Source organism: Romboutsia maritimum (assembly GCF_002251085.2).
Lineage (GTDB): Bacteria > Bacillota > Clostridia > Peptostreptococcales > Peptostreptococcaceae > Romboutsia_B > Romboutsia_B maritimum.
The window spans coordinates 1-16,221 of the sequence record NZ_NOJZ02000005.1 but is presented as its reverse complement, the minus strand read 5'-3'; the positions used below and the strand labels follow the sequence as shown (position 1 = coordinate 16,221).

Below are 16,221 nucleotides of genomic sequence, written 5' to 3'. Positions count from 1 at the left end.
TATATATTGTTATTTTTTTATCAATATTTTTTCTTCGTCAAAAAACAAAAAGCCTATCTGTAAATATTATTTACTAGATTGGCTTTTTAAATACTTTTAAAATTATTTTATGTATTATTTAAAACTAACAACCACTTCTTTATATCCCATATTTTTTAGTAAATTTTCTAAACTAGATTTAGTATTACTTTTTACTTCATCCATAAATCCTTCATTTACTATTTTCTTTTCATAATCCTGTTTATATTTATTTAAATCTTTTAATACTTCTTGTACTTGAACCTTATTAAATATTGAATTTTTAACATCATATACATACATATTTTTATCATCTATATAATGGTCTAATATTCTACACTGTTTAACGTCTATATATATTTTAGTTCCCGTGTTTTTTATTACCTTTATATCCTCTGGTTTAATTCCTCCATTTATAGTTCCATTATATTTAATAATAAATGATTTTTCTGTGAAAGGTATTTTAAAGTCATTTATGCTTTTATCCTTTTTAACTGTTACTATATTACTATAGTTATATTTTACTGTATTTAAATCTAAAACTTGACTTATAGTATCTATTACCCTCGTGTTGTCTTCATATAAATTTTTTTCTGATTTTAACTTAATACTTATATATGTTGCAGTTATGACTAATAAAATAATTGGCAATAATACAGTTACTTTATTAAATTTTTTTCGTTTTTGTAACAAATCGTTTCCTCCTTTTGATATAATATTTCTCATATAATATTTTATTGGTTTCAAACCAATATATGCTTTTAATGTAATTTCTAATTAACATTTGTTAATTTTTAGTTATTTTTTTATGAAAGGAGTATTTAAAATGACATTATTAGTTTTCGGGCATAAGAATCCAGATACAGATTCAATATGCTCTTCAATTTCGTTAGCATACCTAAAAAATCAATTAGGTGAAAATGCTACTGCTTACGCTCTAGGAGATATAAGAAAAGAGGCAAAATTTGCTTTAGATTATTTTAAAGTAGATGGACCTAAGGTTTTAGATAACGTAAAAATACAAGTTAAGGATTTAAGTTACGATAAAGTGGTTCCTTTAAATCCTAATTCTTCAATATTAGAGGCTTACAATTTAATGACTGAAAAAAATGTTAAAACATTACCTGTAGTTTCTAATGAAGAAAATTTCGTAGGAATAATCACTATGAAGGAAATAGCTCAAAGCTTACTTCATCAACATTTTAGTACTGTACATACATCTCTATCAAATATATGCAAAAATCTTAATGGTTCAGTACTTGTTAATTGTGATGAAAATATATCAGGTAGAGTTGTAACTTTATCATTTGGTATGGACACTATTGTAGATCTTCTATCAGAAGGTGACATAGCTATAGTTGGTGATAGATATGATACTATAGAATATGCTATAGATACAAAAGTTAAACTTTTAATATTAACTGGCAACACAAAATTATCAGATAATTTATTAGCTCTTGCTAAACAAAATAAAGTATCTGTAATATCTGTAGATTGTGATACTTATAAAGCTTCTAATATAATAAATCAATGTAATTACTTAGAAAGTATAATATCTAATGAAAACTTAATAATTTTCAATAAAAATGATTATGCAGATGACATCAAAGAAATTATGTTAGATACAAACTTTAGATCTTATCCTGTTGTTGATGATAATAATAAATTCTTAGGATTAGTTTCTAGAAGTCACCTTCTAAATCCAACTAAGAAAAATGTTGTTTTAGTTGATCATAATGAATATGCTCAAAGTGCAGATGGTATAGAACAAGCTAATATAGTAGAAGTAGTTGATCATCATAAAATCGGTGGTATAGTTACTGACGTTCCTATGTCTTTTAGAGTTATGCCTGTAGGATGTAGTTGTACTGTAATTTACAAAATGTTCAAAGAAAATAATGTAGAAATACCTTATGAAATAGCTGGACTACTATTATCAGCTATATTATCAGATACATTAATTTTCAAATCTCCAACAACTACTGAAATGGATAAGTTAGCTTGCGAAGAGTTAAGTAAAATTGCTAAAGTTAATATGGAACAATATGGAATGGAAATGTTTAAAGCTGGTACATCTTTAGATGAATTTAGCATAGAAGAAATAGTAAACATGGACTTTAAAGAATTTAACATGAGCGGTAAGAGAGTAGGTATAGGTCAAGTATTTACATTAGACATTGACTCTATATTTGCTAAAAAAGATGAATTCCTATCTTATATAAATAGTACTGATTATGATATGTTAGTTCTTGCAATAACAGATATAATAAAGGAAGGTTCTTATCTAATATACAAAGCTGAAGATAAGGTTATATCTGAATCATTTAAAGTGGATGCTTCTCAAGGTGTATTTGCTGAAGGTGTAGTTTCTAGAAAGAAACAACTAGTTCCTAACCTTACTAATGCAATTAAAAATTTATAATATATTAATAAAAAAAGGAAGGTGGATACCTTCCTTATTTTATTAATTAAAAAAATTAATTTAATTCTACCAAATTACCTGGTGTGTTATAAATGATATGGTTTAAATTATTTACATTTAATTAATATATATCTATTGTGTTTTAGGATTTATTGCATCTACTATTGTAAATTAAATTTACTATAATGTAAATAGGATATAATATCCATTTTTGATTACATTTTTTCAACGTCTGAATAATCTACCCCAAAAGTCTCTACTGTAACTTCTTTCATTTTTTGCTCAGTTTTAGGTTTATCCATTCTATCTGTAGCTACTTTAGCTATTTCATCAACAACATCTATTCCTTCTATTACTCTACCAAATCCTGCATATTGTCCATCTAAATGTGGTGAATTTTTATGCATTATAAAGAATTGAGATCCAGCTGAATTTGGAGCCATTGTTCTTGCCATAGATATAACTCCTCTTTCATGTTTTAAATTATTTGTAAAACCATTACCTCTGAATTCACCTTTTATAGCATAACCTGGACCACCCATTCCTGTTCCATCTGGGCATCCTCCTTGTAGCATAAATCCTTCTATTACTCTGTGGAATGTTACTGAATTATAAAATCCACTTTGTACTAATGTTACAAAGTTCTTAACAGTATTTGGAGCTATATTTGGATATAACTCCATCACTATTTTCTTACCGTTTTCCATTTCTATCGTTACTATTGCGTTTTTAGTTTCCATTTTAATCTTCCTTTCCATTCTTATCTATTTATGTATTCTTCATATATATTATATACTAAGTTATATAAAAATCTCACAAAATAAAAAAATAAGCTAAAAATAAGCTACTATATTAAATAGTAACTTATCTTTATTGTTCATCTAATTGTTCTGTTTCTTTATAATCAATATCTAATAATTGTAGTATTTCCTTAGCTCTTTCTTTAGTTGATCCTTTAACCTCTACATATTTTATATTTTCTGATTGTAAGAAGTTTAATATAGCATTATCTATTTGAAGTGCTACATCTTCTGCTTGCCATCTTACTCCATCTTGTACATATCCAAATTCTCTTGGAACATATATTATCATATCGTAGTTTTGTACATCCTCTATAGCTAAACAATATAAATCTTTAAGGATTTGTATTTCTTTTTTAGTTCTAGTTTTATTACCTAACATAAATCTACCGTATATGTATGGTACAAAAGTAGCATAATCTGTAAGGGCGTAATCAAATACAGATAATTCATCTTCTAATTTTTTTTGTCCTAGATAAATACCATATTGCTCAGATATAGTTTCTATCATTCCTTTATCCTTTAGATATTCAGTAGAATATTCTAATGCATATCCTGGATTCAGTCCTGCAATTTTCATTTCAACATATAAATGTTGTATTAATGTAGTTTTACCACATCTTGGTCCACCTAAAACTGCTATTCTTTTAGTTGCCATATTTATAATCAACTCCATATATTATTTTCTCATATTAACGAACCTTTATATTATACTAACATTTAGCAGTTTATTCAATGTTTTTGATATTATTGTATTTATTTACATAGATTTATTTATGTTTATTTCTATATTTTTACCTATTTCATATCCTTCTTCAAACAGTTCATTACAGAATTCATTTTCAAATCTAAGTGTGTCTTTTCTACTAAAAATAGTTTTAGGTCTTACTATAATTATATTATTTTCGTCATACTGTCCTTTTATATCTCTAGGTAAATTGTAATCATATCTAGTGGATATTATAATGATTTTATCCACATTATCCTCAATTAATGGTTGAATTAATGTATTTCTTAATAAGCCCCCATCTAGCTTATATCCGTTATATAAACCTTCTTTTAAATCTTTCTTAAATTGTTCACTTACACTACCTGTATAATTAGGGTTAAAAGGTAACAAAGAGCTATATTTTATCCTATTTAGTGCTTCATCTTTATCTAGATTACATAAATTTTCTACTTTTTCTTTCATTATGCTATTTTCTACTTCAACATAATTAACATAAAAATTAATTTTCTTATTAGAATTATCTTTAATAACACTTAAATTTTCAATAACTTGAGAATTATCCACAGTGTTATCAACTATTTTGGTATCGTTTTCACCATTTGATTCTAAGTTTATCCACATTTTTTCTAAGTTTTCAACATTTTCTGTGAATATAAAATAACCATTAATAGCACCTATTGATGTTCCTGATATTGAATGGAATTTATTTATTCCTCTTTCATTTAACGCTTTTATAACTCCTGCTTGATATGAGCCCTTTGCTCCACCGCCTGAAAGGCATAATCCTATCTTCATAACAAAATCTCCTCTCTATATTTCATAAAATTTATTAAATGTCTTATATATATTATAATGGTCTTCTACACTTGCCAACTCTCTTATAGAATGCATCGCTAATATTGGGCTTCCTACGTCCACAGAAGGTATATCTAAGTGAGTAGAAGATATTGGTCCTATAGTACTTCCACCTCTTTGATCTGATCTATTTACAAACTCTTGATACTCTACATTAGATTCTTTGCATATATTTTTATAAACAGATATAGAATATCCATCACTAGTATAAGATTGATTTGCATTTATTTTTATTACAGGTCCTTTTCCCATAACTGGTCTATTAGTAGGGTCATGTTTTTTAGTTATATTTGGATGAACTGCATGAGCTAAGTCTGCAGATATCATAAATGAAGAATATATAGAAGTAAAAAATTCTTCCCTATCTTTTCCTAAAGATAGGCAAATTCTCTCTAATATATTTAATAGCATATTAGAATCTGCACCTTGCTTAGTAGAACTACCTACTTCTTCATTATCAAATATAGAAACAACATTAATACCTTTGCTTCCTTTTGAATTTATAATTGCATTTAAACTAGCATGAGCCATAGATAAATTATCCAATCTTGAACTAGATATAAATTCTTCATTTATACCTATAAAGCTTCCTTTTTCAAATTCATATAAAAATAAATCAAAATCTAAGATATCTTGAACATCAATATTTAAATGTTTTGATATTTCCTTTAATAAAAATTCATCTTGTTCTAAAGTTTCATTTAATAAACCAATCAATGGTAACATATCATCTTGCTTATTTAATTTATATCCTTCATTTACATCTCTATTTAAATGTATTGCAACATTCGGTATTATACATACAGGTTTATTTAAATTTACTATTTTCTCTTTCGGTTTTAATATATCACTACCTTTTACAACTACTCTTCCTGCAATCCCTAGAGGTCTATCTAACCAGGTATTTAATATTGGTCCACCATAACATTCTGTATTTAACTTTAAATATGTATTTTCACTTACTATTTCTGGATTTGGTTTTATTCTAAATGTAGGTGAATCTGAATGTGAACTTACTATTCTAAAGCCTTCACTCTCTACATTATCTGAATTTATTACAAAGGCAACTAATGCTGATGAATTCTTTGTTATATAATATTTTTCACCTATATTTAAACTCCACTTTTTATCCAATTCTAATTTTTTAAATCCTTGTTTTTCTAAAAGATTTTTAGATGTTTCAACTGCATGAAATGATGTTGGGCTATTATATATGTACTCTATAAGATTCTTTGCAAATTCTTTTTTCATTATATTTCTAACCTCCTTTTATATTTAAAAGGAGCTGTTTTCAAATCAAAAATTCAATTTAAAAACAGCCTCCAATATATTAACTTTACAATAAATCTAGTGTTGTATACTCTTTATTTATTTTTTTAATTCCTTGTTGATCAAATGCTATCGTAACATCTGTTCCTACCATAGCAACTACAGTTCCAATTCCAAACTTAGGATGATGTACCTTGCTACCTAATTTTATATCGTCTATATCAGTTTCTTTTTGGCTATCTTTTATAGTAGCCTTTACATTTGTAGCTACCGTAGACTTATTCACATTATTCATATATTTTTTTGTATACTTATCAAGTATATTATAATTTGCTTTTGAATAAGTTAATTCTTTTTCCATTTTATTAAGCTTCTCTATACACTCTAATGGCAATTCTTCCATAAATCTAGATGCTATAGAAGGATTTGTCTTTCCATATAAAGTTCTTTTTTTAGTAAGTGTCATAAATAATTCTTCTTTAGCTCTAGTTATTCCAACATAACAAAGTCTTCTTTCTTCTTCAATCTCAGAATCATTCATAGATCTTACAGCTCTAGATATAGGGAATAATCCTTCTTCCATACCTGTTAAAAATACAACTGGGAATTCCAATCCTTTAGATGTATGAATAGTCATAAGAGATACTTTATCATTTTCTTCATCATTACTTTGCTCTGATGTAAGAGCTACACTAGTTAAAAATGTTTGTAAATCTTTTTCCTCATTATTTTGTTCAAATTCTAGTGCTATAGATATAAACTCTTTTAAATTGTCTATTCTATCTTGTGAGTCTTCACTCTTATCTTTTTCAAGTTCGTCTAAATATCCTGTCGTATCTAGTACTTTTTCTATTAATTTACTAACAGGATATACTGTAGATATTGTTCTAAGTGTTCCAATTATATCCACAAATCCACTTATACTTGCTCTTGCTTTTGTTGATATATCAGAGTTCGTATCAATATCTATAAGAACTGAATATATACTTTCTTGTTTTAAACTAGCTCTATCTTCTATTTTTTCTATAGTTCTAAGACCTATACCTCTTCTAGGTACATTTATTATCCTTTTTAGCGATATATCATCTTGTGGATTTTGTATTACTCTTAAATATGCAACTAAGTCTTTTATTTCTTTTCTTTCATAGAACTTAGTTCCTCCATATATGTTATATGGTATCTGGCTTCTATTTAAAGCATCCTCTATAGAACGGGCCTGTGCATTAGCTCTGTATAAAACCGCAAAATCTTTGTATGGCCTTCTATCTCTTCTTGCTACTCTTGCTATTGTATCTGCTATAAAATCAGCTTCATCTACTTCATTGTCAGAAAGTTGTATTTTTATAAGCTCTCCTTCTTTTTTCTCACTCCAAAGTTTCTTTCTTTTTCTCTCTATATTATTTGATATAACTGTATTAGCTGCATCTAGTATAATCTGAGTAGATCTATAATTTTGCTCTAGTTTAACAGTATGAACATCATCATAGTCTTTTTCAAATTCAAGTATGTTTCTTATATCAGCACCTCTCCATCCATATATACTTTGGTCATCATCTCCAACTACGCATATATTTTGATGTTCTTTTGCTAATACCTTTATTAACTCATATTGAGCTTTACTTGTATCTTGATATTCATCTACCATTATATATTTAAATCTACTTCTATAAAAATCTAATACTTCTTTTTCTTCTTTAAATAACTCAACAGTCTTATATATTAAATCATCAAAGTCTAATGCACTATTTCTTTTTAAACGATCTTGATATAATGCATATATATCTGCTATTTTACTCATTCTATTGTCTGATAAGTGTATTGCTTTAAACTGTTTTGGATTATACAATTTATCTTTAGCTCCTGAAATTGCACTTATAACTGACTTTGGTTCAAATACCTTATCACTTAAATTTAATTCCTTAAGGCAATCCTTTACTAGCGTTATTTGGTCACCACTATCATATATAACAAAACTTCTATTATATCCGATTCTATTTATATCTTTTCTCAGTATACGTACACAACAAGAGTGGAATGTGCTTATCCACATTTCTTTAGTATTCGCACCTGGAATTGTTTCTTCTACTCTTTCTCTCATTTCATTAGCCGCTTTATTTGTAAATGTTATTGCTAATATGTTTGTAGCTTGCACTCCTTTATCTTCCATAAGGTGTGCTATTCTAGTCGTTAAAACTCTAGTTTTTCCTGATCCAGCCCCAGCAAGTATAAGAACGGGGCCATCCGTCTTTTCTACTGCTTCTCTCTGGGCAGGATTTAATGTATCTAAATTCATATTTTTCCTCCTGTTAACAGTGATATAAGTATATTTTAATCTAAATTAAGTATTTGTTCAAATTTTAAGACAGTCAATACTTAAATTTTTCCCAACATTTCATAAATTTAATATATATATCCATAAATTTCATAGTAAAAATAAAAAGGTTCTTACTTTCCATAAAAGTAAAAACCTTTCTATCTATATATTATATTAGTTTTAAATTATTTACCAATCTTTATTTTTCCATCAATTATTTGTTTAGCTTGTTCTTCTGTGTATTTAACTATATCTTCTGGAACATTTTTATTTGTAGAAGGTGCAATTCCAACTCCGCCTTCTTTTAATCCGTAAACTATAGCTTTTCCACCTTCAAATTCACCTTTTTTAGCTTTTTCTATAATATCAAATACTCCTATGTCAACTCTTTTCATAGCTGATGTAATTACATTTTTTGGTGCTAAACTATTTTGATCCATATCAACACCAATTGCAAATTTATCTTTTTCTTTAGCTGATTCTATCGCTCCAGTTCCAACATTACCTGCTGCTGAGAATATAACATCTACATCTTTTGAATACATTTGATTTGCTATTGATTTTCCTAAACTAGCATCATCATATGAATTAGCATATTGAGATAATAAATTTATATCTGAACCTACAGATTTTACACCTTTTACAAACCCATCTTCAAATCTAGTTATGTTAGGATCTTTCATTCCTCCTATAAAACCAACTTTTCCTGTTTCACTCATTTTTGCTGCAATTACACCTACTAAATAAGAAACTTCTCTCTCATCAAAAGTTACACAAGCCATATTTTTTGGTATTTCCTTATCTTCTTCTTTATAATTGTGGTCTATTACTACGAAGTTTACATTTGGGTAATTTTTTGCTGATTCAAGCATAGCTGCTGCTGTAGTATAACCTACTCCTATTACTAAGTCTGACTTTTCATCTATAAATGTTTCTATATTAGGTATGTAATCAGCATCTTGATTTGATTCTAAATACTTTCCATCTATACCTAACTCTTTTTTAGCTTTATTTAATCCTTCTAAAGAAGATTGATTAAATGATTGGTCATTTGCTCCACCTTCTCCTAATACAACGCCTACTTTAAAGTCTTTTTTCTCTTCCTTTTTAGTAGGACTACATCCCACTAGTCCTAATGATAAAACTAAACTCATTGTTGTTACAATTAATAACCTCATTTGTTTATTCATAGTACAATCCCCCCATTAGTTTTTTCCCTATACACAATCATTGTATCACCTGTATTTACACTTGTAAATATAATCAAAAAAAAATAAACCTTAAGACTTTTAAGTCCTAAGGTACCTTATTTAGGTAGGTTAAGGGTTATTTTTTATTTCAATTATTTATTTGATCTATTATTAAAATAGGTCGAGGGCTAATTAATTATTTGTAATAAGAACATTTTTTTCACAGTACTCATACAAATTTTCTTCACATCTAAATAAAGGTAATTTCATATTTTTATGAATTTTTACTAACCAAGGTAACTCTAATCCTGCTTTTATTATATTTTCTTCTTTTACAAATACATTTTCAGTCAAACCTTCATCCATAATTTTACCTTTATTCAATACATAAATATAATCACATATTTCATACATTAAGTTCATATCATGGCTTGATATGACTATTTTAATTCCTTTATTTTTTAAGTTATTTATTATATCTACAATTGCTCTAGTACTAATTGGGTCTAATCCTGCTGTAGGTTCATCTAGTAATACTATCTTATTTTCCATAGCTATTACTGATGCTATTGCTATCCTTTTTTTCTGACCATAACTTAAAAAATGTACAGGTTTTTTTATGAAATCTATTCCATTAACAGCTAATAAAGCTTCATGTACTTTCCTATTTATAGTATCTTCATCTACACCAATATTTCTCAAAGCAAATGCTATATCATCATATACCATTGAATAAAATATTTGCTTTTCTGGATCTTGGAAAACTATTCCTACATCTTTTCTAAGGTTGTATAAACTCTTTTTATCATACTTTAATTTATTATCATTAAATAAAATTTCTCCAGATGTTGGTTTTAAAATACCCATTAAATTCATAAATAAAGTAGATTTTCCTGAACCATTGGAACCAATGATTCCTATTACATCCCCTTTTGAAAAATCCATATTTATATTAGTTAAAGCTGAAGTGTTTTTTTCATATTTATAAGTTAAATTATTTATTTTAAACATTATTATCTCCTACTATGTGAAATGTCCCGTCGTATAATTTTATATCTAAAGATATACACATCTCTTCGTATCTAATCATCATTCTTTTATATAATAAACTACCTAAAAGTCCCAGAGATTTATATGATGTTCTTAAATTTATGTACCCAAATCTTAGTTCTTGTGATTTACGTATATCAGATACTTCTTCCATAAATATAAATATAAATCTATAAATCAGCATAGATAATTCTATTATTGTATCTGGTATATGTGCCTTTTTAAATAGAAATATTAATTGGTTAAACGGAGTTGTCAACATAATAAAATACACACATGTTAAACATGACATTGCTCTAAAAAATATTTTTATAGAAGTATTTACAGATTGAATAGATACCCCTATATAAGTATTTCCAATTTTAAAACTATAAATTAATATCTCAGAATTTGAAGTTATACTTATTAATGTCATTGTTATACTTATAAGCAAAAATACTAATGGTATTTTTAATAAATACAAATAATTTTTAAGATCAATTTTAGCTATAAAGACTATAATTGCACTCATTAAAAATATAATAGCAGTAGATATTATTAAACTTTGACTTAGCATAGAAGCAATAAGAAATATTGCCCCTACACTAAATTTTATATTGGGATTCATGTTAATTAAATTATTTGTATATGCATACTTATCAATTACTATCATAATTATTTATTCTTTCTGCTACCTAAATAGTAACCTACAACCCCTGCTCCTAATGCTGCTTGAACAGCAAATAGTAAACTTTCTATTTCTCCACTTGGTGGCTCATATATACTACTAAACCATGGCTCATATCCTGGATTAACTTCAGAAATCACACCTTCTGCTTGATCATCTGCTCCTCCGTATTCAGCTCCTGAATTGAATACTAAAGGTATTATAATTAATACTATAGCTAAAAGTAATAATATTAAATTAGTTTTTTTTGTCTTATTTGTTGATTTGTAACTCGTATTCTCCATTGTGAGCCTCCTCTTTTTCATTTTCTGTTATTAAGTTATAAAGTATAGTTGTAAGTATTCCTTCAGCTATAGCTATTGGAACTTGTGTTAAGAAGAATATTCCTAAGAATTTAGTAACTGAAAGCATTATTCCCCCTGTTGGATCTGGAAATGCTAATCCTAATTGGAAAGATGTTACTGTATATGTAGCTAAATCTCCTATTGCTGCACTAAGAAATACAACCCATCCTCTATTGATTTTTTTATTCTTCAATAACTTAAATATTAAAAATGATACTATAGGTCCAACAATTGCCATTGAAAAAGCATTTGCTCCTAATGTTGTTAATCCACCATGAGCTAGAAGTATAGCTTGAAATAAAAGTACTATTACTCCTAGAACTACCATAACACTTGGTCCAAATAATATTGCACCAAGTCCTACACCTGTTGGATGTGAACAACTTCCTGTAACTGATGGTATTTTAAGAGCTGACAACACAAATACAAAAGCCCCACATAGTGCTAATAATATTTTTTTCTTAGGCTGTTCTTTTACTATTTTGTTTATAGACTTTAATCCTACAAGGAAAAATGGTATAAATATTACACTCCATGTAATAGACCATTTGACAGGTAAAAAACCTTCCATTATATGCATTGCATTTGATGTAACCGGATTTAAGATGATTAACATAAATGCTGCAACTAATCCTAATTTTAGATGATTGAATTGCTTTGATTGTTTCATTACTCTTCCCCTTTTCTACTACATAATTTAAATATGTATTTTTATAAGTTCTTTTTTTAATAAATATCATTGAAATTTTTATATTTTAGGCATATAAAAAGCCCAACTCGAAGTTAGGCCGTTTTTTATCCATACTATTATACGTATTTATAAGAAACTTTCTCCTACCCCGAAGAAATTACTTGAATATCTATAGGCAGGTCTCCTGACTTAGCTTCATCCTACTTCCTTTTCCTTCCCATGAAAATTAGTCACAGTGGTAATAAAAGGTTTCGTCTGCATTACAGTAGCGGGGGCTGTAGAGGAATTTAACCTCTTTCCCTATTAATCTTATAAGAACCTAAAATATTATGAAATATATTCAATTTATTTACTATATATACATAATTCTATATTTATTTGTATATACCTTCTTTTTTTTTAAATTTTATTTGATTTTTACAAAATTTTATTTTTATAATAATCTTATATAAATTATCAAGATTTTACAAGTTATCCTTTATAACTTATATGTCTTTAATTTATGTTAATCTTATTAACTCTCTTAAGATATATATTCTATAGCTGTTTATATATACCTTTTAGTTAATAATTATTTTCTTTAAATACATTGATACTATATCAGAAAATCTATCAATATTTTTTGTATATATAAAGTCATTTCCATATATCAATCGCTCTGCTTCTAACTCATTTTCCTTACCCGTAAATACTCCTAGTACTAAAATTCCTCTTTGACGAGCTCTTCTCACTTCATTAGCTGTATCTTTTATAGCTATATTACCTCTATAAGACATTTCTCCTCTTATACTTCTTTGTGTATCTTTTCCTATTTTTATATCATTAGGTTTTCCATCACTAAGAACTATTAAAATTTTATTTTCTTCATCTCTGCTAATTAAATTTTCACATACAGATTTAATTGCTAATCCATCTCTATTATTTCCTGCACAAAAGTATTCAAATATATTCTCACTTTTTTTTACTTCATCATTGTAGTCTTTAAATCTTCTTAAAATAGTATAATCTAAAAAGCTAGAAAAGCCAATTACTCTATTCGGTATTCCTACTAATGTTAATGCTGTTGCAATTATATATGCCTGTGTTGCAACCATAGCTTGATTTCTACTTTGAGATCCACTAGCATCTAATAATATATCTATGACATATCTACCTTTTTCATTATCTATATCCTTATAAAATATTTTATTATTGTTGCTTCTACTAGCTCTCCATGCCCTATTAGCGCAAATATTTCCACAATCTGAATATACTCTGCTCTTAGAACTTTCCTGAATTAAAATTCTTAATAAACTTTCTTTTAATTTATTTATATTTCTTTTATGTATTTTTATGTTGTCTCTATATTTACTTATATTATTTTCTTTCTGCCTAGTTACATATTTAACCTGAAATATATTTTTACATTCACTTCTTAGTACCCCATCTGTAAAATGTACTCTACATCCTTCATGAACATTCCTACAATTTTTAGTTTCTATTTTTTTTATTTCTGATTTAGATAAAAATGCTTTTCCATAATAATACTCTATTTTTTCATAAATTTTATTTGATGTTTCTTCATCAACATATATTACTCTATTTGATGAGTTTTTTAAATTTGCCTTATTTATCTCACCTATACTTTCTACTAACATAGATGATGATATCTCATTTATCTCATTTTCTACAAGTTTTTCTTCTTCCTCACTGTATAATTCTTCATACATAAAATTAGAAAATGTATCAAAATCAATTTCTTTACTATTTTTATAATTTATATCTATATTATTTTCACTTTTATTAATAATTTTTTCAAAATAATTTAAATATATTTCATCTATTCCTTTTAACACTTCTAACATATTATAGTTTATATTTATATCCTTTATATCATTAACAATCCTTCTATTAAGCCCACTTAACGCTGGATGTTTTCCCATACTTTCAAGTATAAATGCATATTTAACTTTTTCTAGTATTTCATTTTCATATATTTTATTAAAATTAGAAACTATATCCTTATATGCCTTTTGCCTTATATCCTCAACTCCAGGTCTATCTTGTATAACTTTTGATTCTACTATATTATTTAAAGTTATTTGTACTAAATTTAGTATTGTTTCTTTATCATAACCATGATTAATCCTATTTACTAAATACTTTTTTACCATATCCCAATCTACATATTTACGCCTAGCTCCTGATATTATTGCAAAATAAAGTGACACATCCTTTGATGAATAGTCTTTTTCTAATATATCTATATCTTCATTGTATTTTCCAGATATTGTCCAAGATAAGTTGTTTACTCTATTATCAAATTCATATTCATTATATATCCATTTCATTTTATCACCTATTTAATATGACATAACTTTTTATTTGGAAATATATCTTTACTCTCCCATTTATCTGGTATTCTTGTTTTAATAATATCTCCAACTATCTCTTTTTCATATATATCAAATGTTTTACCAGTCATACCCATATTAATTGCTAGATTTGGACCTAATCCTCTTCTTATTATTTTTAAAGATCCAATAAGGCCTCTCAAATCAACAGATTTACTCGAAATTTCTCCATTCTTACACTTTAATTGAAGATCTAAAAAAATTCCTGCAAATTGATTTAATTTTTCTTCATCCGCATCATCAAATTCATCTTTTAAAATCATCATTATCTTTTCCTCTTCTATCTCTGGAATATCTATAACCATAAATCTAGATACTAATGCTTCATTTAATTCTTTAGTTCCTGCATATTCATAATTCATAGTCCCAATAAATCTCGTTGCTGGGTGTAAATTTACTCGTTCATATCCTGGAACGTCTATAACTCTTCTATAGTCTAGTGCTGAATGAAGTACAACTATTGCATCATTTTTTGCCATATTTATTTCATCAAACACTCCAAATCCTCCATTTATAGCACATTCATAGACTGACCCTCGTCTTAATTTTACTTCATTGTCTATAAATGTATCTGTACCTATTAATGTAGAACTATCTGTATTTATATGAAAAGATGTATTCCATTGAGGCCTTAAAAATATTTCTGATAAGTTATCTGCTAATAAATTTTTTCCTGTAGCTTTTGGACCTGATAATAAGATATTTTCTTCTTCCAGTATTGATGATATGCACATTGATATTATGTCTTTTCCATAAAAATATCTATTAGATTTTGTTATCCTATACTCTAAATTTTTTTCTAATTTATAAAATCTTCTAAAATAAAATATATCTTCTATGAGTTTTTCACTTATTCCTTGTTCTCTAAGATTCTCAATAATATCCATTACCATTATCCCCCTTCTAGTTAATGCAATATATTTATATTCTATCATAAATATATTTAAAATTGATTTACTTAATTTATCTATTTATAGCTAATTAAAAATATAATAAAAATTTTTAAATATAAATATCATATAATACATTATTTTTAAATTTTTTATAACTTATTTATGCATTAAAAAAAGATAGCACAAACTTGCTATCTTTTTATTTTTTTAATTATTTTAAATAAAAAAGATTACGTGGCTACGTCCTACTCTCCCAGGAGGTTGCCCTCCAAGTACCATCAGCGCTAAAGAGCTTAACTTCTGTGTTCGGAATGGGAACAGGTGTATCCTCTTTGCTATTATAACCACATAATCTTTATGCTTAACATTTCTATTAAGTTTTAGAGTTAATACTCTAAAAACTGCATACATTTAGGAATTATCATTTTAATTCTTGGTCAAGTCCTCGATCTATTAGTATCGTTAAGCTAAATACATTACTGCACTTACACCTTCGACCTATCAACCAGGTAGTCTTCCTGGGATCTTACCCTTACGGTGGGAAATCTTATCTTGAAGTAGGCTTCGCGCTTAGATGCTTTCAGC

14 protein-coding genes, 2 rRNA genes and 1 riboswitch are annotated in these 16,221 nt (G+C 26.9%); of the genes, 1 reads left to right on the top strand and 15 read right to left on the bottom strand.

Annotated elements, in window-relative coordinates; genetic code table 11:
* Positions 1-114: 114 nt before the first annotated feature.
* Complete coding sequence (locus CHF27_RS04460; protein ID WP_158534725.1) at positions 115-711, bottom strand: DUF4230 domain-containing protein; 597 nt, start codon at positions 709-711, stop codon at positions 115-117.
* Between the two features lie 133 nt (positions 712-844).
* On the opposite strand from CHF27_RS04460, the gene CHF27_RS04455 reads away from it, so the two are divergent.
* On the top strand, positions 845-2,440 hold the full coding sequence (locus tag CHF27_RS04455) for a putative manganese-dependent inorganic diphosphatase (protein ID WP_115975957.1): 1,596 nt from the start codon (positions 845-847) through the stop codon (positions 2,438-2,440).
* 215 nt (positions 2,441-2,655) lie between these two features.
* Here CHF27_RS04455 and CHF27_RS04450 read toward each other — a convergent pair whose 3' ends face one another.
* The 14 genes from CHF27_RS04450 to CHF27_RS04385 all read right to left on the bottom strand — a co-directional run.
* Positions 2,656-3,180 (bottom strand): peptidylprolyl isomerase, encoded by a 525-nt coding sequence (locus CHF27_RS04450; RefSeq protein ID WP_115975954.1) that lies wholly within the window; start codon positions 3,178-3,180, stop codon positions 2,656-2,658.
* Between the two features lie 130 nt (positions 3,181-3,310).
* On the bottom strand, positions 3,311-3,898 hold the full coding sequence (locus CHF27_RS04445) for an AAA family ATPase (protein ID WP_115975951.1): 588 nt from the start codon (positions 3,896-3,898) through the stop codon (positions 3,311-3,313).
* 102 nt (positions 3,899-4,000) lie between these two features.
* Entirely contained in the window at positions 4,001-4,765 is a 765-nt protein-coding gene (locus CHF27_RS04440) for a patatin-like phospholipase family protein (RefSeq protein ID WP_115975948.1), read from the bottom strand.
* Between the two features lie 15 nt (positions 4,766-4,780).
* Positions 4,781-6,076 (bottom strand): M18 family aminopeptidase, encoded by a 1,296-nt coding sequence (locus CHF27_RS04435; RefSeq protein ID WP_115975945.1) that lies wholly within the window; start codon positions 6,074-6,076, stop codon positions 4,781-4,783.
* 85 nt (positions 6,077-6,161) lie between these two features.
* The gene (locus CHF27_RS04430) at positions 6,162-8,387 is read right to left on the bottom strand and encodes a DUF3553 domain-containing protein (RefSeq protein ID WP_115975942.1); all 2,226 of its coding nucleotides are present in this window, start codon (positions 8,385-8,387) and stop codon (positions 6,162-6,164) included.
* Positions 8,388-8,593: 206 nt separating this feature from the next.
* Positions 8,594-9,598: a BMP family lipoprotein gene (locus CHF27_RS04425; protein WP_115975939.1), complete on the bottom strand. Its 1,005-nt coding sequence runs from the start codon at positions 9,596-9,598 to the stop codon at positions 8,594-8,596.
* A gap of 192 nt (positions 9,599-9,790) precedes the next feature.
* Positions 9,791-10,609, bottom strand: a complete 819-nt coding sequence (locus CHF27_RS04420) for an energy-coupling factor ABC transporter ATP-binding protein (protein WP_199533609.1) — start codon at positions 10,607-10,609, stop codon at positions 9,791-9,793.
* On the bottom strand, positions 10,602-11,300 hold the full coding sequence (gene cbiQ, locus CHF27_RS04415) for a cobalt ECF transporter T component CbiQ (protein ID WP_115975933.1): 699 nt from the start codon (positions 11,298-11,300) through the stop codon (positions 10,602-10,604). Before cbiQ ends, CHF27_RS04420 begins: the two co-directional genes overlap by 8 nt.
* 2 nt (positions 11,301-11,302) lie before the next feature.
* Complete coding sequence (locus tag CHF27_RS04410; RefSeq protein WP_115975930.1) at positions 11,303-11,599, bottom strand: energy-coupling factor ABC transporter substrate-binding protein; 297 nt, start codon at positions 11,597-11,599, stop codon at positions 11,303-11,305.
* Positions 11,568-12,329, bottom strand: a complete 762-nt coding sequence (locus CHF27_RS04405) for an energy-coupling factor ABC transporter permease (RefSeq protein WP_115975927.1) — start codon at positions 12,327-12,329, stop codon at positions 11,568-11,570. Before CHF27_RS04405 ends, CHF27_RS04410 begins: the two co-directional genes overlap by 32 nt.
* Positions 12,330-12,507: 178 nt before the next feature.
* Positions 12,508-12,688, bottom strand: a riboswitch (cobalamin riboswitch).
* Between the two features lie 222 nt (positions 12,689-12,910).
* Positions 12,911-14,680: a cobaltochelatase CobT-related protein gene (locus CHF27_RS04400; RefSeq protein WP_095406341.1), complete on the bottom strand. Its 1,770-nt coding sequence runs from the start codon at positions 14,678-14,680 to the stop codon at positions 12,911-12,913.
* A gap of 8 nt (positions 14,681-14,688) precedes the next feature.
* Positions 14,689-15,630, bottom strand: a complete 942-nt coding sequence (locus tag CHF27_RS04395; protein ID WP_095406342.1) for an AAA family ATPase — start codon at positions 15,628-15,630, stop codon at positions 14,689-14,691.
* 238 nt (positions 15,631-15,868) lie between these two features.
* Positions 15,869-15,985: ribosomal RNA gene (gene rrf, locus CHF27_RS04390) — 5S ribosomal RNA — on the bottom strand.
* An 84-nt stretch (positions 15,986-16,069) separates the two neighbouring features.
* Positions 16,070-16,221 (bottom strand): 23S ribosomal RNA (locus tag CHF27_RS04385); the annotation flags it as partial.

What these genes read in the sequence shown, in the direction of transcription:
- CHF27_RS04455 (WP_115975957.1), top strand. Translation starts at nt 845, where the DNA reads ATGACATTATTAGTTTTCGGGCATAAGAATCCAGATACAGATTCAATA.
- CHF27_RS04450 (WP_115975954.1), bottom strand. Translation starts at nt 3,180, where the DNA reads ATGGAAACTAAAAACGCAATAGTAACGATAGAAATGGAAAACGGTAAG.
- CHF27_RS04445 (WP_115975951.1), bottom strand. Translation starts at nt 3,898, where the DNA reads ATGGCAACTAAAAGAATAGCAGTTTTAGGTGGACCAAGATGTGGTAAA.
- CHF27_RS04440 (WP_115975948.1), bottom strand. Translation starts at nt 4,765, where the DNA reads ATGAAGATAGGATTATGCCTTTCAGGCGGTGGAGCAAAGGGCTCATAT.
- CHF27_RS04435 (WP_115975945.1), bottom strand. Translation starts at nt 6,076, where the DNA reads ATGAAAAAAGAATTTGCAAAGAATCTTATAGAGTACATATATAATAGC.
- CHF27_RS04430 (WP_115975942.1), bottom strand. Translation starts at nt 8,387, where the DNA reads ATGAATTTAGATACATTAAATCCTGCCCAGAGAGAAGCAGTAGAAAAG.
- CHF27_RS04425 (WP_115975939.1), bottom strand. Translation starts at nt 9,598, where the DNA reads ATGAATAAACAAATGAGGTTATTAATTGTAACAACAATGAGTTTAGTT.
- CHF27_RS04420 (WP_199533609.1), bottom strand. Translation starts at nt 10,609, where the DNA reads ATGTTTAAAATAAATAATTTAACTTATAAATATGAAAAAAACACTTCA.
- cbiQ (WP_115975933.1), bottom strand. Translation starts at nt 11,300, where the DNA reads ATGATAGTAATTGATAAGTATGCATATACAAATAATTTAATTAACATG.
- CHF27_RS04410 (WP_115975930.1), bottom strand. Translation starts at nt 11,599, where the DNA reads ATGGAGAATACGAGTTACAAATCAACAAATAAGACAAAAAAAACTAAT.
- CHF27_RS04405 (WP_115975927.1), bottom strand. Translation starts at nt 12,329, where the DNA reads ATGAAACAATCAAAGCAATTCAATCATCTAAAATTAGGATTAGTTGCA.
- CHF27_RS04400 (WP_095406341.1), bottom strand. Translation starts at nt 14,680, where the DNA reads ATGAAATGGATATATAATGAATATGAATTTGATAATAGAGTAAACAAC.
- CHF27_RS04395 (WP_095406342.1), bottom strand. Translation starts at nt 15,630, where the DNA reads ATGGATATTATTGAGAATCTTAGAGAACAAGGAATAAGTGAAAAACTC.